Source organism: Stenotrophomonas maltophilia group sp. Smal17 (genome assembly GCF_030237045.1).
Classification (GTDB): Bacteria; Pseudomonadota; Gammaproteobacteria; order Xanthomonadales; family Xanthomonadaceae; genus Stenotrophomonas; species Stenotrophomonas forensis.
In genome coordinates, this window is record NZ_JASJSU010000077.1 from 1 (window position 1) to 19626 (window position 19626).

At 67.1% G+C, this 19626-nt stretch carries 23 protein-coding genes; 12 read left to right on the top strand and 11 right to left on the bottom strand.

What is annotated here, in order from left to right:
* The 4 genes from QRO93_RS16760 to QRO93_RS16775 form a co-directional block, all read left to right on the top strand.
* The coding region (locus QRO93_RS16760; RefSeq protein ID WP_285304288.1) for a uracil-DNA glycosylase family protein at positions 1-246 on the top strand (246 nt) is incomplete at its 5' end.
* A gap of 278 nt (positions 247-524) precedes the next feature.
* Positions 525-1400 carry an RNA polymerase sigma factor RpoH gene (rpoH, locus tag QRO93_RS16765; RefSeq protein WP_285304289.1) on the top strand — a complete coding sequence of 292 codons (876 nt, stop codon included), beginning with the start codon at positions 525-527 and terminating at the stop codon, positions 1398-1400.
* Between the two features lie 166 nt (positions 1401-1566).
* On the top strand, positions 1567-1956 hold the full coding sequence (locus tag QRO93_RS16770) for a type II toxin-antitoxin system RelE/ParE family toxin (protein WP_164086853.1): 390 nt from the start codon (positions 1567-1569) through the stop codon (positions 1954-1956).
* Positions 1940-2272, top strand: a complete 333-nt coding sequence (locus QRO93_RS16775) for a DNA-binding transcriptional regulator (protein ID WP_164241335.1) — start codon at positions 1940-1942, stop codon at positions 2270-2272. The genes QRO93_RS16770 and QRO93_RS16775 overlap by 17 nt, the downstream gene beginning before the upstream one ends.
* An 85-nt stretch (positions 2273-2357) precedes the next feature.
* On the opposite strand, the gene purD is transcribed toward QRO93_RS16775, so the two are convergent.
* Genes purD through purH form a run of 3 tightly spaced genes read right to left on the bottom strand, consistent with a single transcriptional unit; the run spans position 2358 to position 6178 of the window.
* Positions 2358-3641: a phosphoribosylamine--glycine ligase gene (gene purD, locus QRO93_RS16780; RefSeq protein ID WP_053450964.1), complete on the bottom strand. Its 1284-nt coding sequence runs from the start codon at positions 3639-3641 to the stop codon at positions 2358-2360.
* Between the two features lie 58 nt (positions 3642-3699).
* A complete protein-coding gene (locus QRO93_RS16785; RefSeq protein WP_180879899.1) occupies positions 3700-4578 on the bottom strand; it encodes a hypothetical protein in 879 nt (292 codons plus the stop codon).
* Positions 4579-4594: 16 nt separating this feature from the next.
* Positions 4595-6178, bottom strand: a complete 1584-nt coding sequence (gene purH, locus QRO93_RS16790; RefSeq protein WP_053510962.1) for a bifunctional phosphoribosylaminoimidazolecarboxamide formyltransferase/IMP cyclohydrolase — start codon at positions 6176-6178, stop codon at positions 4595-4597.
* 209 nt (positions 6179-6387) lie between these two features.
* Between purH and QRO93_RS16795 the strand changes: the two genes are divergently transcribed.
* From QRO93_RS16795 to QRO93_RS16820, 6 genes are read left to right on the top strand one after another with little or no spacing between them, the layout of a single operon-like run.
* Complete coding sequence (locus tag QRO93_RS16795) at positions 6388-7005, top strand: CDP-alcohol phosphatidyltransferase family protein (RefSeq protein WP_180879901.1); 618 nt, start codon at positions 6388-6390, stop codon at positions 7003-7005.
* A 34-nt stretch (positions 7006-7039) separates the two neighbouring features.
* The gene (locus QRO93_RS16800) at positions 7040-8791 is read left to right on the top strand and encodes a bifunctional alpha/beta hydrolase/class I SAM-dependent methyltransferase (RefSeq protein WP_180879903.1); all 1752 of its coding nucleotides are present in this window, start codon (positions 7040-7042) and stop codon (positions 8789-8791) included.
* The gene (locus tag QRO93_RS16805) at positions 8791-10125 is read left to right on the top strand and encodes a phosphatase PAP2/dual specificity phosphatase family protein (protein ID WP_180879905.1); all 1335 of its coding nucleotides are present in this window, start codon (positions 8791-8793) and stop codon (positions 10123-10125) included. The genes QRO93_RS16800 and QRO93_RS16805 overlap by 1 nt, the downstream gene beginning before the upstream one ends.
* A complete protein-coding gene (locus QRO93_RS16810) occupies positions 10122-10559 on the top strand; it encodes a hypothetical protein (protein ID WP_053450958.1) in 438 nt (145 codons plus the stop codon). Before QRO93_RS16805 ends, QRO93_RS16810 begins: the two co-directional genes overlap by 4 nt.
* 13 nt (positions 10560-10572) lie before the next feature.
* Complete coding sequence (locus QRO93_RS16815) at positions 10573-11202, top strand: 1-acyl-sn-glycerol-3-phosphate acyltransferase (RefSeq protein WP_164086849.1); 630 nt, start codon at positions 10573-10575, stop codon at positions 11200-11202.
* Positions 11199-12194 carry a phosphatidate cytidylyltransferase gene (locus QRO93_RS16820; protein ID WP_053450956.1) on the top strand — a complete coding sequence of 332 codons (996 nt, stop codon included), beginning with the start codon at positions 11199-11201 and terminating at the stop codon, positions 12192-12194. Before QRO93_RS16815 ends, QRO93_RS16820 begins: the two co-directional genes overlap by 4 nt.
* Before the next feature lie 135 nt (positions 12195-12329).
* Here QRO93_RS16820 and fis read toward each other — a convergent pair whose 3' ends face one another.
* The 3 genes from fis to prmA form a co-directional block, all read right to left on the bottom strand.
* A complete protein-coding gene (fis, locus tag QRO93_RS16825) occupies positions 12330-12605 on the bottom strand; it encodes a DNA-binding transcriptional regulator Fis (protein WP_005419706.1) in 276 nt (91 codons plus the stop codon).
* Positions 12606-12720: 115 nt separating this feature from the next.
* On the bottom strand, positions 12721-13494 hold the full coding sequence (locus QRO93_RS16830) for a DUF3426 domain-containing protein (protein WP_180879907.1): 774 nt from the start codon (positions 13492-13494) through the stop codon (positions 12721-12723).
* A gap of 42 nt (positions 13495-13536) precedes the next feature.
* Entirely contained in the window at positions 13537-14457 is a 921-nt protein-coding gene (prmA, locus tag QRO93_RS16835) for a 50S ribosomal protein L11 methyltransferase (protein WP_164086871.1), read from the bottom strand.
* A 151-nt stretch (positions 14458-14608) separates the two neighbouring features.
* Here prmA and QRO93_RS16840 point away from each other — a divergent pair, with 151 nt between their 5' ends.
* The gene (locus QRO93_RS16840) at positions 14609-15571 is read left to right on the top strand and encodes a hypothetical protein (RefSeq protein ID WP_180879909.1); all 963 of its coding nucleotides are present in this window, start codon (positions 14609-14611) and stop codon (positions 15569-15571) included.
* Positions 15568-15942: a hypothetical protein gene (locus QRO93_RS16845; RefSeq protein ID WP_053450952.1), complete on the top strand. Its 375-nt coding sequence runs from the start codon at positions 15568-15570 to the stop codon at positions 15940-15942. Before QRO93_RS16840 ends, QRO93_RS16845 begins: the two co-directional genes overlap by 4 nt.
* 97 nt (positions 15943-16039) lie before the next feature.
* Here QRO93_RS16845 and accC read toward each other — a convergent pair whose 3' ends face one another.
* The 5 genes from accC to QRO93_RS16870 form a co-directional block, all read right to left on the bottom strand.
* Positions 16040-17407, bottom strand: a complete 1368-nt coding sequence (gene accC / locus QRO93_RS16850) for an acetyl-CoA carboxylase biotin carboxylase subunit (protein ID WP_006473295.1) — start codon at positions 17405-17407, stop codon at positions 16040-16042.
* Between the two features lie 10 nt (positions 17408-17417).
* Positions 17418-17897, bottom strand: coding sequence for an acetyl-CoA carboxylase biotin carboxyl carrier protein (accB, locus tag QRO93_RS16855; protein WP_008265096.1), 480 nt, complete (start codon positions 17895-17897; stop codon positions 17418-17420).
* Between the two features lie 53 nt (positions 17898-17950).
* Entirely contained in the window at positions 17951-18373 is a 423-nt protein-coding gene (locus QRO93_RS16860) for a lysozyme inhibitor LprI family protein (RefSeq protein WP_180879954.1), read from the bottom strand.
* Positions 18373-18822: a type II 3-dehydroquinate dehydratase gene (aroQ, locus tag QRO93_RS16865; protein WP_180879911.1), complete on the bottom strand. Its 450-nt coding sequence runs from the start codon at positions 18820-18822 to the stop codon at positions 18373-18375. The genes QRO93_RS16860 and aroQ overlap by 1 nt, the downstream gene beginning before the upstream one ends.
* Positions 18823-19173: 351 nt before the next feature.
* On the bottom strand, positions 19174-19626 hold a 453-nt coding region (locus QRO93_RS16870), incomplete at its 5' end, for a DOPA 4,5-dioxygenase family protein (protein ID WP_285304290.1).

Genomic DNA, 19626 nt, shown 5'->3' on the forward strand with positions numbered 1-19626 from the left:
GTGGTGGACGTGCTCAACCGCGAACGCGAAGGCCTGGTGTTCATGCTCTGGGGCGCCTATGCGCAGCAGAAGGGCAAGGTCATCGACACCCGCCGCCATCGCGTGCTGAAGTCGCCGCATCCGTCGCCGTTGTCGGCCCACCGCGGCTTCCTCGGCTGCCGGCATTTTTCGATGGCCAACGAGTACCTGCAGCGCCGCGGCCAGGCCCCGATCGACTGGTCGCTGCCGCCTCGTTCGGCGCTTTGAGCGCCCGCGGCCGGCTGGGCCTGAACATCGGGCAACGTCCCCGGCCCTGAATGGGCCTTCGAGGCAGCCCGTTCAGCTCCGCTTGACCGGAATCGGCCGGTTTCTGGTGGGTAATTGCTTGAATTCCAAGGGATTGTGAATCCCGAAAAGCGTGCTCGCCACTGTCATCAAATCGCGCTACGGTAGGGCTCTGTTTGGGACCAGTGTTGCATCAATAGGATGCTGGAACTTTTTCCTCCTTTAGCAGTCCAAATCCCGGACTGCTAAGATGGGTGCCTATGAGCCAGAACACCTCTACTGCCCTTGTGGCAAACAATCTCCCGATTCCCAGTGCGCTCGGTTCGCTGGACGCCTACATCGGTGCCGTGCACCAGATCCCGGTGCTGTCGGTCGATGACGAACAGGACCTGGCCCGTCGCTTCCGCGACGGCAACGATCTGGACGCCGCCCGCGAGCTGGTGCATTCGCACCTGCGCTTCGTGGTGCACGTGGCCCGCGGTTACAACGGTTACGGCCTTGCGCTGGGCGACCTGATCCAGGAAGGCAACATCGGCCTGATGAAGGCGGTCAAGCGCTTCGACCCGGACATGGGCGTGCGCCTGGTGTCCTTCGCCGTGCACTGGATCCGTGCCGAGATGCACGAGTTCATCCTGAAGAACTGGCGCATCGTGAAGGTCGCCACCACCAAGGCGCAGCGCAAGCTGTTCTTCAACCTGCGCAAGTCGAAGACGCGCCTGGGCTGGATGAACGCGGCCGAAGTCAGCGCGGTGGCCAAGGACCTGAACGTGTCCGAGCGTGAGGTCATGGAAATGGAATCGCGCCTGTCCGGTCGCGATATCGGTTTCGATGCGCCGACCGACGAGGACAACGAACACGCGCCGCCGTCGCCGGCCGCGTTCCTGGTTGCCAACGACGAAGACCCGTCGATGGCCTACGAGCGTGCCGACAGCGAAGACAACCAGATGCAGCTGCTGCGCGAAGGCCTGGCCGAGCTGGATGCCCGTTCGCGCGACATCATCCGCCGCCGCTGGCTGGATGCCGACAGCAAGGTGACGCTGCAGGAGCTGGCCGACGAGTACGGCGTGTCGGCCGAGCGCATCCGCCAGGTCGAGGCGAACGCGCTGAAGAAGATGAAGGCGCTGTTCACCACGTAAGGCGGGGTGGCGTTGGAATGGAGAAAGGCCCGGCAATGCCGGGCCTTTCACGTTTGTGGGGCGCATCCACGCCATGCGTGGATGCCCTGACGCCAGGACGGTGATTGCGCCGACCGGGTCCTGCGCTGGATCCTGATGTTCACGCCGTACCACTGGGTGGCACGGTATGATCATGCCACGCGTTTTCCGCACCCGAAGTTTCAACCGCAGCATGCGCAGGACCGTGCTGTCTGACGCTGCCTTGTGTCAGTCGGTAAGGGAAATGGAAGCGGGTCTGGTGGATGCAGATCTTGGCGGAGGCCTCTTCAAGAAGCGCGTCGCGTTGCCGGGACGAGGAAAGCGCGGAAGCGCTCGAACCATCGTCGCAACACAGCGAGGCGGGCATTGGTTCTTTCTTTTCGGATATGAAAAGAACGAACGCGCCGCGATCACGAATGCGGAACGAGATGCACTGCAGTTGTATGCATCGGAGTTCCTGAAAATGAGTCCGGCACAGCTGAAGCGTGCCGTGGAGTACGGGGATCTACAGGAGATCTGCCATGGCAAAGGCCCCTGAGCGAAGGCGCGCAAAAAGTTTGCTGCTTGAGGCGGTGCACGATGCGGCCGTGAATCTGCATGCGCACGGCTTCATCGACAAACGTCGGTTGAGCAGCTACGAGGCGCTGTGCCTTGAGCCTGTTCCCGAATACAGCAGTGCCCAGATCCGCGCGCTGCGTACATCGTTGCAGCTCAGCCAGCCAGTGTTTGCCGGGGTGCTGAACACCAGCGTCTCCACGGTGCGCAGTTGGGAGCAAGGCGAGAAGAAGCCCAGCGGGCCCTCACTGAAACTGCTGAACCTGATTGATCGGAAGGGACTCGAAGCAGTCCTGTAAAGCAAGGGCCCGGCATTGCCGGGCCCGTTCGTTTCGGCGCTATTCAATCCACGCCATGCGTGGATGTCCCGATGCCGTGACTGCCTCAGCCCTCGCGTGCGATCGCGCGCCAGCCGATGTCGTTGCGGTGGAACTCATTGGCCCAGGTCACCTTGGCCACGCCCGCATACGCATTCGCCTGTGCGTCGCGCACGCTGTCGCCCAGCGCCGCCACGCACAGCACGCGACCGCCGGCACTGAGCACCTGGCCCTGCGCGTCCAGCGTGGTGCCGGCATGGAACACCTTGGCACTGGCCGGCACGTCACCGAGGCCGGAAATGACGTCACCGGTAACCGGCGATTCCGGGTACGGCCTGGCGGCCATCACAACGCCCAGCGACGGCCGTGCATCCCACTGTGCTTCGATCTGGTCCAGGCGGCCGTCGATGGCCGCTTCCACCAGCTCCACCAGGTCCGACTGCAGGCGCAGCATCACCGGCTGGGTTTCCGGGTCGCCAAAGCGCACGTTGAATTCGATCACCTTCGGCGCGCCGCTGGCGTCGATCATCAGGCCGGCATAGAGGAAGCCGGTGAACGGGATGCCGTCGGCGATCATGCCCTGCACGGTCGGGTTCACCACCTCGCGCATCACCCGCGCGTGTACCTCCGGCGTGACCACCGGGGCCGGCGAATAGGCGCCCATGCCGCCGGTGTTCGGGCCGGTGTCGCCGTCGCCGACGCGCTTGTGGTCCTGCGAGGTGGCCATCGGCAGCGCATGCACGCCGTCCACCATCGAAATGAAGCTGGCTTCCTCGCCGTCGAGGAATTCCTCGATGACCACGCGTGCACCGGCATCACCGAACGCGTTGCCCGAGAGCATGTCACGCACCGCGTCCTCGGCTTCGGCCAGCGTCATTGCCACGATCACGCCCTTGCCGGCGGCCAGGCCATCGGCCTTGACCACGATCGGTGCGCCCTTCTCGCGGATATAGGCCAGCGCGGCATCCACCTCGGTGTGCACGGCATAGAACGCGGTGGGAATGTTGTGGCGGGCCAGGAAGTCCTTGGCGTAGGCCTTGCTGCCTTCCAGCTGCGCGGCGGCAGCGGTCGGCCCGAAGATGCGCAGGCCGGCGGCGCGGAAGCGGTCAACCACGCCGGCTACCAGCGGCACTTCCGGGCCGACCACGGTCAGCGCCACGCCTTCGGCCTGGGCCAGCGCGAGCAGGCCATCAATGTCGGTGACCTTCACCGCCACGTTGCGGCACTTGTCTTCGTTGGCGGTGCCGGCGTTGCCGGGCGCCACGATCACTTCGGTGACACGGGAGGACTGGGCCAGCTTCCATGCCAGGGCGTGTTCGCGGCCGCCAGAGCCGATGACAAGTACGTTCATCACGAGATTCCAGATTGCGTGGGAAGGGAAGATCGGTATCCCCGGCGGCGCGCGTGGCTCACTCGCAGCCTTCGCGTCGCAGCGCTTCGGGGAAGGAATAGGTCCAGGTCTTGCTGTCCAGGGTGAAGCGGTGCTGCTGGCGGACTGGTTTGCCGCCACAGGTGGTGCCGGTCTCCTCGATCAGCAGCGGCCAGGTGCGCGCGCTGCGGTCACTGTCGTCGAAACGCAGTGCGAAATCGATGCTGAAGCGGCGGCTGCGGCAGTCTTCCGACGTTTCAGGATCGGCATTGGCGTCGACGTCGTCGCACTCGTACTGGGCGTCATTGTCGATATGGCTGCGCACGCTGCCACCGGAGACCAGGCCGTTCGGGCCGGGCAGGATCAGCGATTGCGAGATCAGCGAGAAGCCCTGGCCGAACCAGCCGTCCTCGACACGGAAGCCATAGAAGTCGCTACCGGCGCGGATGATGCTGGCGGTGCCGGGTTGGCCGCCGCTGCCGAAACGCTCGCCGGTCAGTTCGCTGCTCACTTCGAAGCCATCGCCTTTGGGGCGCAGCACGAAGAACTCGATGGTGCCCGGGTCGATGTGTGCGCCATCGACCAGCGCACCGCACACGGCCAGCAGCTGTTGCCAGCTGTCACCGCTCACTACCGGTTGTTCCGCGCAGACCTGCCAGTCCATCGCATGGGTGTCGCCATCGTCGGTCCAGCTGCCGCGCCATTCACCGGAGAGCTTGGCGTTGCTGCCGTAACGCTGGACCAGGAAAGCCTGCAGTCGTGCGGTGCGGCTGACATGCTGTGCCGGTGAGGCGGGGGCGACCGAAGGCGCATCCACCTTCGGCGCCACGCTGGGCTCGCCCGCAGGCTTGCAGCCCGCCAGTACGGCCGCACCCGCGAGGGCGAGGGCGGCCAGCGATTTCATCGAAACTGCGGACATCCGTGTCGCTCCAGTATCAATGACGGAAGTGGCGCACGCCGGTGAACACCATGGCCAGGCCATGTTCGTCGGCGGCGGCGATCACTTCGGCATCGCGCATCGAACCGCCCGGCTGGATCACCGCCTTGATGCCAGCGGCAGCGGCGGCGTCGATGCCGTCGCGGAACGGGAAGAACGCGTCGGAGGCCATCACCGAGCCCTCGACCACCAGGTTCGCATCGGCGGCCTTGATGCCGGCGATGCGCGCCGAGTACACACGGCTCATCTGGCCGGCACCCACGCCGATCGTGCGGTTGTCCCTGGCGTAGACGATCGCGTTGGACTTCACGAACTTGGCCACCTTCCAGGCGAACAGCAGGTCGGTGAACTGCTTGTCGGTCGGCGCCAGTTTGCTGACCACCTTCAGTTCATCACGGGTCATGCCGCGGTTGTCCGAGGACTGCAGCAGCAGGCCCGAGCCGACGCGCTTGCTGTCGAAGTTGTTCAGGCCATCGCCGTGCGGGATGCGCAGCACGCGCACGTTGGCCTTCTTCTGCGCGTATTCCAGCGCGGCCGGCTCGTAGTCCGGGGCAATCAGCACTTCGACGAACTGGCGGTCCAGGATCACCTTGGCGGTGGCGGCGTCCAGCGGTTTGTTGAAGGCGATGATGCCGCCGAAGGCGCTGGTCGGGTCGGTGGCGTAGGCCAGCTCGTAGGCATCGCCGTTGCCGGCACCGACGGCCACGCCGCACGGGTTGGCGTGCTTGACGATGACGCAGGCCGGCGCGTCGAACTGGCGCACGCATTCCCACGCTGCATCGGCATCGGCCAGGTTGTTGTAGCTCAGTTCCTTGCCCTGCAGCTGCTGGAACGTGGCCAGCGTGCCCGGCACCGGGTACAGGTCGCGGTAGAACGCGCCGCTCTGGTGCGGGTTTTCGCCGTAGCGCAGGTCCATCACCTTCACGAAGGTGGAGTTCATCTGCGCCGGGTACTCGGCACGCGCCGGTACCGCGGCGTCGGTGGCGGTGACCGCCGACAGGTAGTTGCTGATTGCCGCGTCGTACTGGGCGACGCGGTTGAACGCGGCCACCGAGAACGCGAAGCGGGTGGCGGCGCTCAGCTGGCCGTCGTTGGCGTCCAGCGAGGCCAGCAGTTCGGCGTACTGCGACGGGTCGGTGGCCACCGCCACGCGGGCGAAGTTCTTGGCTGCCGAACGCAGCATGGCCGGGCCGCCGATGTCGATGTTCTCGACCGCGTCGGCCAGGGTGCAGTCGGCCTTGGCGGTGACCGATTCGAACGGGTACAGGTTCAGTACCAGCAGGTCGATGGCACCGATGCCGTGCTCGGCCATCACTGCATCATCCAGGCCCGAACGACCCAGCAGGCCGCCGTGCACCATCGGGTGCAGGGTCTTGACCCGGCCGTCCATCATCTCCGGGAAGCCAGTAACGTCGGCCACGTCCTTCACGGCCAAGCCCATGTCGCGAATGGCCTTGGCGGTGCCGCCGGTGGACAGCAGCTCCACGCCGCGTGCAGCCAGCGCAGTGGCCAACTCGGCCAGGCCGGTCTTGTCGGAAACGGAGAGGAGGGCCCGACGGACGGGCAACAGATCAGCAGTCATGGGACAGAATCGGCAGCGGAGCGGGGCCGATATTGTAGGCGGTGGGGGCCGGTGGCGGGCGCTGGCGGGCAAAATCGGCTGGCGCCGACGGCCCTGCGGCCGCCTTCAGCACACCCTGGGCCGGGGCGGCCTGCAAGCAATTGGATGGGGCGCACTGCCGCAATCGGGTAGGCTGTGCCCGAACTGCCAAGGATCAGCGGCTTCGGATCATGTCGATCTATGCATTGAAGGGACGTTTCCAGGACCTGTTGCGTCCAGCCGTACGCGGCCTGTTCCGCATGGGGGTCACCGCCAACGCGGTGACCGTGGCCGCTGCCGTGGTCTCGCTGCTGGTGGCCGCTGCGGTGTGGTGCTGCGCCCCGGCCCAGCCGCTGCTGTACCTGCTGCTGCCGTTGTGGATGCTGCTGCGCATGGCACTCAACGCGGTGGACGGCATGCTGGCCCGCGAGTTCGGCCAGCAGTCGCGGCTGGGTGCCTATCTGAACGAACTGTGCGATGTGGTCGCCGACGCCGCGCTGTACCTGAGCCTGCTCAGCGTGCCGGGCGTGCGCCCGGAAGCGCTGTGGCTGCTGGCCTGGACGGCGGCGCTGAGCGAGTACGCCGGCGTGCTGGGGCTGATGGTTGGTGCCAGCCGCCGCTACGACGGCCCGATGGGCAAGAGCGACCGCGCGTTCGTGATCGGTGCGCTGGGCCTGCTGCTGGCGTTTGAGTGGGTTGGCGCGATGGCGGTCACTGGCGTGGCTGCGGCCATGGCGGCGCTGTGCATGCTGACCATGATCAACCGCGTCCGTCGCGGACTGCGGGAAGCGGCGGTTTCGCCTAATTAATCAAGCAGATACAAAAAGACAATCAGGAGATTGCATGCGTCAGGCGCAGGAACGGGAATTCCACAGCTTCGACCAGGTAGCGCTGTTCTACCGGTACTGGGCGGGCACCACCGCAACGCCGGCCACCAAGGCCATCGTGCTGCTGCACCGCGGCCACGAGCACTCCGGGCGCGTCACCCACCTGGTCGATGAGCTGGACCTGCCCGACACCGCCTTCTTCGCCTGGGATGCGCGCGGTAACGGCCGTTCGCCGGGTGCGCGTGGCGATGCACCGGGCTTCCCGGCGCTTGTGCGCGATCTGGACAGCTTCATCGCCCATATCGGTGCCGAGCACGGCATCGCGGTGGAAGACATCGTGGTGATCGCGCAGAGCGTGGGCGCCGTGGTCGCCGCCACCTGGGTGCACGACTATGCGCCGCGCCTGCGTGCGCTGGTGATGGCCTCGCCGGCGTTCAAGGTGAAGCTGTACGTGCCGTTCGCTCGCCCGGGCCTGGCGTTGATGCAGAAGCTGCGCGGCAACTTCTTCGTCAACAGCTATGTCAAGCCGCAGTGGCTGACCCACGACCCGGCGCGGGTGCAGAGCTACCGCACCGATCCGCTGATCACCCGGCCGATCTCGGTGCGCGTGCTGCTGGGCCTGTACGAGGCCGCCGACCGCGTCGTGGCCGACGCACAGGCGATCAGCGTGCCGGTGCAGCTGCTGGTGTCCGGTTCGGATTTCGTCGTGCATCGCGGCCCGCAGGACCGCTTCTACGAACGCCTGTCCAGCCCGATCAAGGAGCGCGTGCACCTGCCGGGCTTCTTCCACGACACGCTGGGCGAGCGCGACCGCGCGCCTGCGCTGGCACGCATCCGCAGCTTCATCCAGGCGCGTTTCGCCGAACCGCTGCGCGAGCTGTCGCGACGCGATGCGCACCGCCATGGGCCGACCTTCGAGGAATCGGAAATCCTGGCGTGGCCGCCAGAGCGCAACAGCCTGGCCGACCTGCGCTGGCGCGTGGTGCGCGGTGGCCTGCGCTTCGGCGGCACGTTGTCCGAAGGCATCGCGCTGGGGCTGCAGACCGGTTTCGATTCGGGCAGCACGCTGGACTACATCTACCGCGACGAAGCCCGTGGCAAGGGCCCGCTGGGACGCATGGTCGATCGCAACTATCTGGATGCGATCGGCTGGCGCGGCATCCGCGTGCGTGGCCAGCACCTGCAGGAACTGCTGCGCGATGCTGCCCAGCGCCTGCGCGGGCAGGGCACGCCGGTGCGCGTGCTGGACGCGGCTGCCGGCCATGGCCGCTACGTGCTGGAAGCGCTGGGCCAGGGCGAACAGCGCGCCGATCGCATCGTGCTGCGTGATTTCAGCGACCTGAATGTCACCCAGGGTCAGGCGCTGATCGAGCGGCTCGGGGCGGCCGACATCGCCCGCTTCGAGCAGGGCGATGCGTTCGATCCGGCGCAGCTGGCCAGGGTGGACCCGGCGCCGACGCTGGCCGTGGTCTCGGGCCTGTACGAACTGTTCCCCGACAACGATGCGGTATTGCGCTCGCTGCAGGGCATCGCCGCGAGGGTGCCGGTCGGCGGTTATCTGGCCTACACCGGCCAGCCCTGGCACCCGCAGCTGGAGTTCATCGCCCGCGCGCTGACCAGCCACCGCGGTGGCGCGGCGTGGGTGATGCGGCGTCGTACCCAGCAGGAGATGGACGAGCTGGTGCGACTGGCCGGGTTCGAGAAGGTGGCGCAGCGCATTGATGACTTCGGCATCTTCACCGTGTCGCTGGCACGCCGGACCGCGTGATGGCGACGCTCGCCGCCGCCCCGCGGGCCGCAGAGGGGCGCCCCTGGCGGCGCGCCCTGTTGTGGCTGGCCCTGTTGGGCCCGTTCTTCTTCGCCAGCTACGGCTTCGCCAACTGGATGGCCAGCCGCCATGCTGCGCTGCCGGTGATGGCGTTCGCCTGGGAGACACGCATTCCGTTCGTGCCGTGGACGATCGTGCCGTACTGGTCGATCGATCTGTTCTATGCGATCTCGTTCTTCCTGTGCCGGCAACGGCTGGAACTGGACCGGCACGCGCTGCGGCTGTTCAGCGCGCAGGTCATCGCGGTGGCGTGTTTCCTGCTGTGGCCGTTGCGTTTCAGCTTCGAACGGCCGGAGATCGGCGGTGTGTTCGGCTGGCTGTTCGATGTGCTGCTGGGCTTCGACAAGCCGTTCAACCAGGCGCCGTCGCTGCACATCGTGCTGCTGATCGTGCTGTGGGTGAAGTTCGCGCAGTACCTGCACGGCGCCTGGCGCTGGGTGCTGCATGGGTGGGCGCTGCTGATCGGCGTTTCGGTACTGACCACGTTCCAGCACCATTTCATCGACATCCCGACCGGCCTGCTGGCGGGATGGCTATGCGTCTGGCTGTGGCCGGAGCAGGGCACGCCACCGCTGCGCGCCTGGCGCACCGCACGCGACCCCAGGCGCTGGCGCATGGCGCTGTTCTATCTGCTGGGGGCGACGGCCCTACTGGTACCAGTGGTGGTGGTGCGCGATGCAGCGCTGTGGCTGCTGTGGCCGGTGGTGTCGCTGCTGCTGGTGGCACTGGCCTACGCCGGGCTGGGCACGGCGGTGTTCCAGAAGCGCGCCGATGGACGCCTGACGATGGCGGCACGCTGGCTGCTGGCGCCGTATCTGGGTGCGGCCTGGATCAACTCACGAGTGTGGACACGCCGTGCGCCACAGCCGATGCCGGTGATGGACGGCGTGTGGCTGGGGCGCATTCCCAGCACCGCGTTGCTGCCGCCGCTGCGGGGCGTGGTGGACGTCTGTGCCGAATTGTCCTGCCGTGCGCCGGGCGCGGCCTATGCCCGCGTGCCGATGCTGGACCTGGTGGTACCCACGCCGGCGCAGTTGCGCGAGGCGGCCGAGGCGATCGAGCGGCTGCGTGCGCAGGGGCCGCTGCTCGTGTGCTGTGCGCTGGGCTATTCGCGCAGTGCCGCCAGCGTCGCGACCTGGCTGCTGTGCAGTGGTCGTGCCACCGATGCCGACGCTGCGGTGGCGATCGTGCGCAGCGCACGGCCGTCGATCGTCCTGCATGACAGTCATCTACAGGCCATCGCGGCCGCCGTCGCACCGGAGAGCCCTGCATGAGCAACGCTGCCGATCTGCCGATGATGCACCTGCTGCTGCGCCAGGGCCGCCTGCCAGCCGTGCTGTCACTGGGCCTGCTGCTGGTGGCGCTGCTGTTGCTGGGTAGTGAGCCGGGGCTGGCGATGATGGCCGCCGGCCTGCTGTTGCTGAGCGTGGCGATGGGCGTGGTGCAGGCGTACTACGCGGTGCGCGTGCAGCTTGATGCCAGCCTGCTGCAGCTGCTGCTGCGCGAACACCTGCAGGGGGATGCGGCCGCCGCACGGGTGGATGCCGCCCTCCACACCGCCGGCCTGCGTCGCCGCGATGCGCAGGCGCCGATGCGTGGCTGGGACGCGCGCTGGATCGGCATGCGGCGCCTGCTGGTGTGCCAGTACGTGGCCACCCTGCTGCAGTTCTCGGTGCTGCTGCTGGCGGTGCTGTGGCCGCAGACGTGAACGGGAGGAACCGATGTTCGCCAGACTGATTGCCCGCGCCTGCAGTGGCGCGATCCATGTGGTGACCGGCGCACGCGCGCTGTGGATCGGCTGTGCACCATCCAGCGAGCACCGCGTCTATTACGGCAACCATGCCAGCCACGGTGACTTCGTGCTGATCTGGTCGTCGATGCCACCGGCGCTGCGCCGCCAGGTGCGCCCGGTGGCGGCGGCCGAGTACTGGCAGGGCGATGCCCTGCGCCGCTACCTGATCGATGCGGTGTTCAACGGCGTGCTGGTCGAGCGCGAGGCCGGGCATCGCCAGCAGGATCCGTTGCAGGTACTGCGCGAAGCGGTCGATGAAGGGTGTTCGCTGATCCTGTTCCCGGAGGGCACGCGCAATGTCGGCGACGAACCGCTGCTGCCGTTCAAGAGCGGCATTTACCACCTGGCGCGGCAGCGCCCGGAACTGGAGTTCGTACCGGTGTGGATCGACAACCTGAAACGGGTGATGCCCAAGGGCCGGTTCCTGCCGTTGCCGCTGCTGTGCACGGCCACCTTCGGTACGCCGCTGCGGCTGCAGGCCGATGAGGACAAGACCGCTTTCCTGGCGCGCAGCCGGCAGGCGCTGCTGGACCTGGCACCCAATGGAGGCCGTTCATGAGTTTCGTGCTGGATGTCTCCGGCGATCTGGCAACGCAGAGCGTAGGCCAGCAGACCGGCCTGCTGTTTGCCGGTGTCGGCGCGGTGCTGGTGCTGGCCACACTGGTGGCCGAGACCCTGCGCTGGCGCCGGCGCGGGCAGCCCAGCGCGGTGATCGCCAACCTGGTCTCGCGCATCCGCGCGTGGTGGGTGATGGCGATCGTGGTCGGGCTGGCGTTGTTCTTCGGCCGTGCCGGGGTGATCGTGCTGTTCGCGATCATCTCGCTGTTCGCGCTGCGCGAGTTCATCACCCTGGCGCCGACCCGCTCGGGCGACTACTACGCGCTGCTGGCAGCGTTCTACATCGTGCTGCCCTGGCAGTACTACCTGGTGTGGATCGACTGGTACGGCATGTACACGCTGCTGATTCCGGTCTACGCGTTCCTGTTCCTGCCGATCCTGTCGACCATCGGCGGTGATACCACTCACTACCTGGAGCGCACGGCGAAGGTGCAGTGGGGGTTGATGATCTGCGTGTTCTGCATCTCGCACGTCCCGCTGCTGCTGAACCTGCACGTGCCGGGGCATGACCCGTCGCGCAACGTGCTGTTGTTTGCCTTCCTGGTGATCGTGGTGCAGTCCTCGGACGTGCTGCAGTACATCTGGGGCAAGCTGCTGGGCAGGCACCTGATCGCACCGAAGCTGTCGCCGTCGAAGACGGTGGAGGGCTTCGTGGGGGGCGTGCTGAGTGCCAGCGCGCTGGGCGCGGCGCTGTGGTGGATCACGCCATTCACGCCACTGCAGGCCTTCGGCCTGTCGCTGCTGATCAACCTGATGGGGTTCTGGGGCGGCCTGGTGATGTCGGCGATCAAGCGCGACCGCGGCATCAAGGACTGGGGCCACATGATCGAGGGCCACGGGGGCATGCTCGACCGGCTGGATTCGGTGTGCTTCGCCGCGCCGGTGTTCTTCCATGTGGTGCGCTACTACTGGAAGGCGGGCGGCGGCGGTTGATTCCGCGACGCGCCATCCACGCATGGCGTGGCGAGCCGCTCTTGTAGAGTCGAGCCATGCTCGACTGCTTTTCACGGGTTGCCTGGCGCAGAAGCAGTCGAGCATGGCTCGACTCTACAAAGGCGGTATCGGCGCTTAGGCGCTGATGCCGTATTCCTTCAGCTTCTTGCGCAGGGTGGCACGGTGGATGCCCAGCATCGCTGCGGCGCGGCTCTGGTTGCCTTCGCAGTGGTTGAGCACTTCCACGAACAACGGGATCTCCATCTCGCGCAGCACGATCTCGTAGACATCGTCCGCGTCGCAGCCATCGAGATCACGCAGGTAGCGGCGCACGGACTGGGCGACGTGTTCACGCAGCGGTGGCCGGGGAGCGCCACGACTGTTGTCAGGACGAGAAAGGACAGCGTTCAAGGGGGTTCCCGATTCGGTTGGCCCGTGCGCGCGGAGCGCGCGGCCGGACGAGGTGGTGGCGGTCAGTCTAGCGCGAGCGTGCTCGACCTGCCACGGCTGGGCGTCTTCAGCCTGGTCAGAGGAAGTCGAAGGTGAATGCGACAGTGGATGCGGCGGGCTCCTGTACACGGAACGCAATGCGTGCGCTCTGACCCGGCTCCAGCGGTGCCGTGCCGGGGGCCTCGCCCAGGTATTGCGCGGGGGTGAACACACCGCTGCCGATCACCCGGCCATCGGCATCGGACAGCGACAGGCGAAGGTCCGGCCAGGCCTGCGCCCAACGCGCATCGTTGCGGATGCTGGCCTGTACCTGCAGTACGCCGGCCTGTCCGGGCAGCGGGCGGATCTCGCGGCTGGTCATGGTGAACGCGGTGGGTTCATGCCAGGGCGGCAGGCTGCAGTGGAAAACGCCGCACAGGGGGGCCAGCCATGCACGGTTGCCGGCGTCGGCGGCCAGGCGCGCGCGGTCGGCCAGCACGCTCTGCAGTACCAGCAGCAGCGCCAGACCTGCCACCAGCAGCCAGTGCCAGCGCGGTGCCGGCAGCGTGCGCGCTCGCGCGCTGCCGAGGAAACTGGGAGCATCACTGGCAGCAGCCACCGCTGCCGGCACCGCGACCGGCGCCGGTTCGAGGGACGCGACGTCCTCCACGATGAAAGTGTCATCATCGTGTCGTCTTTCTGCCGCCGGCGGTTGCATTGGCTCGATGGGATCGGCCGCAGGTTCCACCCTGGGCGCTGCGGGCGTGGCGTCGTCCTGCATGCGCGCATCGGTCGCGGGTGCGGCTTCACCCGCCGGCGCAGTGCGCAGGAAGGTAGCCAGGGGGCGGCGCGGCGGGTTCGGCTCGGACATGCTCAGGGCGCGGGCTCGGATCCAGCAGTCATTCAACCACGATCAGGCGCGGCGCACGCCGGTGATGCGCATCCAGTCGCCGTCCTGCGTGGCCTGCAGTTCGTCGAACCACGCCGCGTAGCGTTGCAGCAGCTCACCTTCCTGGCCATGCAGGATGCCGGACAGGGCGATGCGGCCGCCCGTCGCGACGCGCGCGGCCAGCAGTTCGGCCAGCGCATCCAGTGCCGAGGCGAGGATGTTGGCGACTACGATCGGATAGGTCGCAACCGGCTCGTCCTGCGGCAGGTACACCTGCATGCGCGCCTGCTCGCCGTTGCGCTCGGCATTGTCGGCGGTGGCAACCAGTGCCTGCGGATCGTTGTCCACGCCGATGGCCTCAGCGGCGCCCAGCTTCAGCGCGGCCAGGGCGAGGATGCCCGAGCCGCAACCGAAGTCGAGTACGCGCTGGCCTTGCAGCTGGCCATCCACGGCCAGCTGGTCCAGCCAGCGCAGGCACAGCGCGGTGGTCGGGTGGGTGCCCGAGCCGAACGCCAGGCCCGGGTCCAGCCGCACCACGGCGGCGTCGGCGGCCTGTGCGGCGTCCGGCAGCTCATGGTTCCACGGCACGATCCAGGTACGGCTGCCGAAATCCATCGGCTGGAACTGGTCCAGCCAGGCGCGTTCCCAGTCCTGATCCTCGACCGCGCGGAAGCTGCCACTGCTCCAGTCCAGCTCCGGATCGAAGGCCTCCAGCGCAGCCAGCAGCAACAGCGCGTTGCTGTCGGCGGGGAACAGCGCGCTCAGTACCAGCGTGTCCCACAGCGGGGTCTCGCCCACGCCCGGCTCAAGGATGGCCTGCTCGTTGCTGGTATCGGCCTCGGCATCGAGCAGGGTGACAGCCAGTGCGCCCACATCTTCAAGCGCGTTTTCATAGCGGGGCTGTGTGGCTTCGGTGCAACGCAGGGTCAGTTCCAGGAACGGCATGGCGGTGGGGGCAATCGCGGGAAAGGGGGCCATGCTAGACCATCAGGGCGTCTCCGTATGCCTTGAGATGAACGAAGGCCGTTCAGACAGGGCTGCCGGGCCTTGCTAAACTGTGTGCTTTCCTGTGCGTCCTGACGCCTGACTGCCGCCGATGGCCTTCGCTCCGACCCTGAAAACCTGGTTGCTCGTGCTGCCGGCGGTGGCCGTGCTGGGCGTGGTCGGGTATCGGGCCAGCGGCCACGTTTCCGCGGTGCCGATGCCGTCGGAGCTGACGTCGGCGCTGTCGGCGGACACCACGAGCACGCCGATGCCGGTGGTGCCCGAAGCACTGGCACGCCGCCTGTCGGCTGTCGAGCGAGGCAACGCGCTGCCGTCGGGGCTGCCGCTGGATCTGCGCGCCGACTTCGAGGAGGCCACCGATCTGTACGCCTACGCGCAGCGTCTGCGCGTGCAGGCCGATGACGGCAATCATGAAGCGCGTTGGATGCTGAGCCGGGTCTATGACTACTGCGCGCAGTACGCGCTTGATCCGGGTGGCTATCGCCTGGACAACAACGTGCTGGCCGGACTGGGGCTGACCGCTGCGCCGGCGATGGTGCAGGCACGCGAACGCGTGGCGCAGCGCTGTGGTGGTTTCGTGCCGGGCGACAAGCTGGGCGCCGCGCGGGTGCTGGCCGAGCGGCGCAAGGCGGCCGCACAGGGCAACCTGGCTGCGGAGGCCTCGTTGTTCGCCGAAGGGGAGCCGCTGCTAGACAGCCCCGAGTACCGCCGTGATCTGGTCGAGCGGGTGCGTGCGTCGCGCGACCCGGAAGCCTTCATGGCCATTGCGCCGGGAATGGGCGCACGGGCAGCGGGCGATCGTGCGCTGACCGGGCAGGTGGCCGGTGAGCCGCTCAGCGAACTTGCATGGCGGGTTGCGGCCTGTGAACTCGGTCTACCTTGTGGTGCGGACAGCGTACTGGTGAACGGTTTTTGTGCGAACGGAGGGATTTGTTCGCAGGATGGAGCACAGGATTTCCGGGATTTCGTGTATGACGCTGCGGTTTCGCGGCAAGGTTCGGGGAAGATGAAGCAGTGGATCAAGCGATTGGTTGGCAAGAGAGGCGGGCAATGAACTACCGTCGATTCCTGCATGGGGCCAAATTCTGGTTCTGGGTGGCGTTGTTCGTGGCTTACTCGGCGGGTGCGGTCGGTCTGTTGATGATCGATACCTACGAGGATCGCTACCGGCATCTGTCAAAAGTGGAACTGACCACGGTGAAGGCGCAGGAAGATGTCCGCCGCGCCGGTGCCAGCCAGGTTGCGGCGGTCTATCGCGCGCAGAGCGGCATGCCGTTCGCCTCACTGCCGGCCGGCAGCACCTTCCAGGTGGTCTGGCCCGATGGTTCCACCGAAACCATGGTGATCGTCGACCCGAGTTCACCCAATGGCGTTCGCCCACTGGCGAATTCGCAGATTCCGGCCGAAGTGGCGGACAAGCGCTGAACCTGTTTGCGTAGCGCCGAGCCCATGCTCGGCGCTACAGACAACGAAAAAGGGCGGGGAAATCCCCGCCCTTTCCGTATCCAGCCTGTGGCACCGATCAGGTCAACGCGATCGGCTTGTTCTTGCGTTCGGCCAGGCGCTTTTCCAGGTAGTGGATGTTCTGGCCACCGGCCTGGAAGCCCTTGTCACGCATGATCCGCTGCTGCAGCGCGATGTTGGTCTTGATGCCGTCGACCACCATCTCGCTCAGCGCCACCCGCATGCGGGCGATGGCGGTTTCGCGATCCGGGCCGTGCACGATCAGCTTGCCGATCATCGAGTCGTAGTTCGACGGCACGCGGTAGCCACTGTAGATGTGGGTGTCCACGCGCACGCCCGGGCCGCCCGGCGGATGGAAGCCGGTGATGGTGCCCGGGCTCGGCACGAATGTTTCGGCGTCTTCGGCATTGATGCGGCACTCGATGGCGTGGCCGGTGAGCACCACGTCGCTCTGCTTGATCGACAGCTTCTGGCCGGCGGCGATCTTCAGCTGCTCGGCCACCAGGTCGATGCCGGTGACCATTTCGGTGACCGGATGCTCCACCTGGATGCGGGTGTTCATTTCGATGAAGTAGAAGCGGCCGTCCTCGTACAGGAACTCGAACGTGCCGGCGCCGCGGTAGCCGATGCGCACGCAGGCTTCGGTACACACCTTGCCGATCTGCTCGCGCTGTTCGGCGCTGATGCCCGGTGCCGGTGCTTCTTCCACCACCTTCTGGTGGCGGCGCTGCATCGAGCAGTCGCGCTCACCCAGGTGGATGGCGTTGCCCTGGCCGTCGGCCAGCACCTGGATCTCCACGTGGCGCGGGTTCTCCAGGAACTTCTCCATGTAGACCTCGCCATTGCCGAACGCGGCCTTGGCCTCGCTCTTGGTGGTTTCGATGGAGGTCTTCAGCGAGGCTTCGGCGTGCACCACGCGCATGCCGCGGCCACCGCCGCCACCGGCCGCCTTGATGATGACCGGATAGCCGATCTCACGGGCGATCTTGGTGTTGGCGACGATGTCTTCGCCCAGCGGGCCGCCCGAGCCGGGCACGCACGGCACGCCGGCCGACTTCATCGCGCGGATGGCTTCAACCTTATCGCCCATCATGCGGATGGTGTCGGCCTTGGGGCCGATGAAGATGAAGCCGGACTCCTCCACGCGCTCGGCGAAGTCGGCGTTCTCCGACAGGAAGCCGTAGCCCGGGTGGATGGCCTGGGCGTCGGTGACTTCAGCGGCGGCGATCAGCGCCGGGATGTTGAGGTAGCTCTGCGGCGACGGCGCCGGGCCGATGCAGACCGACTCGTCGGCCATGGCCACGTGCTTGAGGTTGCGGTCGACCGTGGAATGCACGGCCACCGTGCGGATGCCCAGGGTATGGCACGCGCGCAGGATGCGCAGCGCGATCTCCCCTCGGTTGGCAATGACGACTTTGTCGAGCATGGCGTGCCCCTCAGCCGATCACGAACAGCGGCTGGTCGAACTCCACCGGCTGGCCGTTTTCGCCGAGGATGGCGACGATGGTGCCGGACTTGTCGGCTTCGATCGGGTTGAACATCTTCATCGCTTCGATGATGGCCAGGGTCTCGCCTTCCTTGACCTGCTGGCCGACGCTGACGAAGGCCGGCTTGTCCGGGGCGGACGAGGCGTAGAAGGTGCCGACCATCGGCGAGCGCAGCACGTGGCCTTCCGGCAGCGCCGGGCCCGGCTTGGCAGTGCCGCCGGTGGACGCTTCGGTCGGCGACTGCATCGGCATCGCCTGCGCGGCCGGGGCAGCCGGGGCGGCATACACCGGTGCCGGCATCGGCGCGGCGTAGCCGGCCACCGGGGCGCGCGACAGGCGCACCGACTCTTCGCCTTCCTTGATTTCGATTTCAGCCAGGTTCGACTCTTCCAGCAGGTCGATCAGCTTCTTGATTTTGCGGAGATCCATGGTGGCCTCTTTGCTCTTGATGTCAGTGTGGTGGGGAGCGCGTCGCGCTCGGGTCAAAGCAATTCGTAGAACTCGCGCAGCTGCCGCGTACGGTCGCGCGCGAGGGTGATCAGGCAGCGCATCTGTGCGCCGTTGCGTGCCGTGCCATCGGAATTGAGGGCATAGACCGCGTTGCAGTCATGGTCGCGCAGCTGCATCCAGGCGCGTTGGGCCAGCACCAGCTGCTGCTCGGCATCGCCGCAGTAGCTGCAACTACCGCCTTTGGCCGGTGTGCGCAGCTGTTGGCGCGCCAGGGCATAGGCGGAATTGAGTTCGGCGTCGGCAGCAGCGGCCACGTCCGAAGCGCACAGGTCGCTCTCCATCGTGGTGGCGGGATGCGCGCAGTCGATGCCTTCGGCGCTGCGGTCGCCCGCATGGGCAACGCCGCACAGGCTGGCGCACAGCGCGAGGCTGGCAAGCACGCGCGGCAGCATCATCACGCGCCCGCCGCCTGCACGCGCAGCAGCGCCGCGTCCATCGCGTAGCGGTAGCTGTCGGCACCGAAGCCGCACACCACGCCCACCGCCTTGTCACTGAAGTAGCTGTGCTGGCGGAACGGTTCGCGGGTATGCGGGTTGGACAGGTGGATCTCGATGAACGGCACGGCCACCGCCGCCAGCGCATCGCGCAGGGCAACCGAGGTGTGGGTGAAGGCGGCCGGGTTGATCAGGATGAAAGCGGTTCCGTCGTTGCGCGCGGCCTGCACGCGGTCCACCAGAACATGCTCGGCATTGGACTGCAGGCTTTCCACGGCGTGCCCGGCGGCGGACGCCTGCGCGGCCAGCGCCTGGTCGATATCGGCCAGCGTGGTGTGGCCGTAGACCTCCGGCTCGCGGGTGCCGAGCAGGTTGAGGTTGGGGCCGTGCAGGACCAGCAGCTTCGCCATGGGATCCGGAAGACGGGAAAGGGCGGCAGTCTGGCGGAAGCGGCGGATGCTGTCCAGTTCGGCGAAGTTTGCCGTGTTTCAATCGATTGTTTGAAATTCGCCGGAGTGCTTGCGGCTGTACGGCGGGAGCCGGATCAAGGCGCGCTGAACGTGGTGCTGGCCGGGGATGCTGGCACGTAGGCCGACGATGCCGGCAAGGCCGGGCGATGACCGACGCCGCAACGGGCCGTGATGCGGTAGATCCACGCCATGCGTGGATGAAGGAAGTTCGGTGCGCAGCAAGCTACGCACCCACCGAGGGGCAGCCCAAGGTGCGCTGCACGCCACCCACCGCCCCCGCCACGCACCCGCTCAGGTCTCCAGCGGCACCGTCGGCACCACGTTCGGGAAGACTTCCTCCAGCGGCTCCCGTTCGCCGGGCTTCGGTGTCGGCCAGTTGTAGGCATTCACCGGCTGCGCGCGGTTCACCCACAGCGCGTAATGCAGATGGTCGGCGCGGCCGTCGCCGGTATTGGGGTGGATCAGGATGGTCAGGCCCAGGCTGTTGAGCTGCAGCCAGGGCACCAGCACCGGCAGCAGGTCGTTGGTGAAGCCGAAATAGAACGAAGGCGTGACGTGCGGCCCGCGCGGTTCCAGGTTCCAGTTGCCCAGCTCCACCGGGAAGCGTTCGGCGGCCCAGCGCCGCAGCAGGGCCGCCTTGGCGAAGCTGTCCTCATCGAAGTAGATGTGCGCGTGATAGCTCTTGATGTCGGTGTACGCGCGTGGGGTGGCGGGCAGCGTGGCCTCGCCGGGGCGCACGCTGGC

Excerpts from the sequence above, each read along its gene's own strand:
- rpoH (WP_285304289.1), top strand. The coding sequence starts at position 525 with ATGAGCCAGAACACCTCTACTGCCCTTGTGGCAAACAATCTCCCGATT.
- QRO93_RS16770 (WP_164086853.1), top strand. The coding sequence starts at position 1,567 with ATGATCATGCCACGCGTTTTCCGCACCCGAAGTTTCAACCGCAGCATG.
- QRO93_RS16775 (WP_164241335.1), top strand. The coding sequence starts at position 1,940 with ATGGCAAAGGCCCCTGAGCGAAGGCGCGCAAAAAGTTTGCTGCTTGAG.
- purD (WP_053450964.1), bottom strand. The coding sequence starts at position 3,641 with ATGAACGTACTTGTCATCGGCTCTGGCGGCCGCGAACACGCCCTGGCA.
- QRO93_RS16785 (WP_180879899.1), bottom strand. The coding sequence starts at position 4,578 with ATGTCCGCAGTTTCGATGAAATCGCTGGCCGCCCTCGCCCTCGCGGGT.
- purH (WP_053510962.1), bottom strand. The coding sequence starts at position 6,178 with ATGACTGCTGATCTGTTGCCCGTCCGTCGGGCCCTCCTCTCCGTTTCC.
- QRO93_RS16795 (WP_180879901.1), top strand. The coding sequence starts at position 6,388 with ATGTCGATCTATGCATTGAAGGGACGTTTCCAGGACCTGTTGCGTCCA.
- QRO93_RS16800 (WP_180879903.1), top strand. The coding sequence starts at position 7,040 with ATGCGTCAGGCGCAGGAACGGGAATTCCACAGCTTCGACCAGGTAGCG.
- QRO93_RS16805 (WP_180879905.1), top strand. The coding sequence starts at position 8,791 with ATGGCGACGCTCGCCGCCGCCCCGCGGGCCGCAGAGGGGCGCCCCTGG.
- QRO93_RS16810 (WP_053450958.1), top strand. The coding sequence starts at position 10,122 with ATGAGCAACGCTGCCGATCTGCCGATGATGCACCTGCTGCTGCGCCAG.
- QRO93_RS16815 (WP_164086849.1), top strand. The coding sequence starts at position 10,573 with ATGTTCGCCAGACTGATTGCCCGCGCCTGCAGTGGCGCGATCCATGTG.
- QRO93_RS16820 (WP_053450956.1), top strand. The coding sequence starts at position 11,199 with ATGAGTTTCGTGCTGGATGTCTCCGGCGATCTGGCAACGCAGAGCGTA.
- QRO93_RS16830 (WP_180879907.1), bottom strand. The coding sequence starts at position 13,494 with ATGTCCGAGCCGAACCCGCCGCGCCGCCCCCTGGCTACCTTCCTGCGC.
- prmA (WP_164086871.1), bottom strand. The coding sequence starts at position 14,457 with ATGCCGTTCCTGGAACTGACCCTGCGTTGCACCGAAGCCACACAGCCC.
- QRO93_RS16840 (WP_180879909.1), top strand. The coding sequence starts at position 14,609 with ATGGCCTTCGCTCCGACCCTGAAAACCTGGTTGCTCGTGCTGCCGGCG.
- QRO93_RS16845 (WP_053450952.1), top strand. The coding sequence starts at position 15,568 with ATGAACTACCGTCGATTCCTGCATGGGGCCAAATTCTGGTTCTGGGTG.
- accC (WP_006473295.1), bottom strand. The coding sequence starts at position 17,407 with ATGCTCGACAAAGTCGTCATTGCCAACCGAGGGGAGATCGCGCTGCGC.
- accB (WP_008265096.1), bottom strand. The coding sequence starts at position 17,897 with ATGGATCTCCGCAAAATCAAGAAGCTGATCGACCTGCTGGAAGAGTCG.
- QRO93_RS16860 (WP_180879954.1), bottom strand. The coding sequence starts at position 18,373 with ATGATGCTGCCGCGCGTGCTTGCCAGCCTCGCGCTGTGCGCCAGCCTG.
- aroQ (WP_180879911.1), bottom strand. The coding sequence starts at position 18,822 with ATGGCGAAGCTGCTGGTCCTGCACGGCCCCAACCTCAACCTGCTCGGC.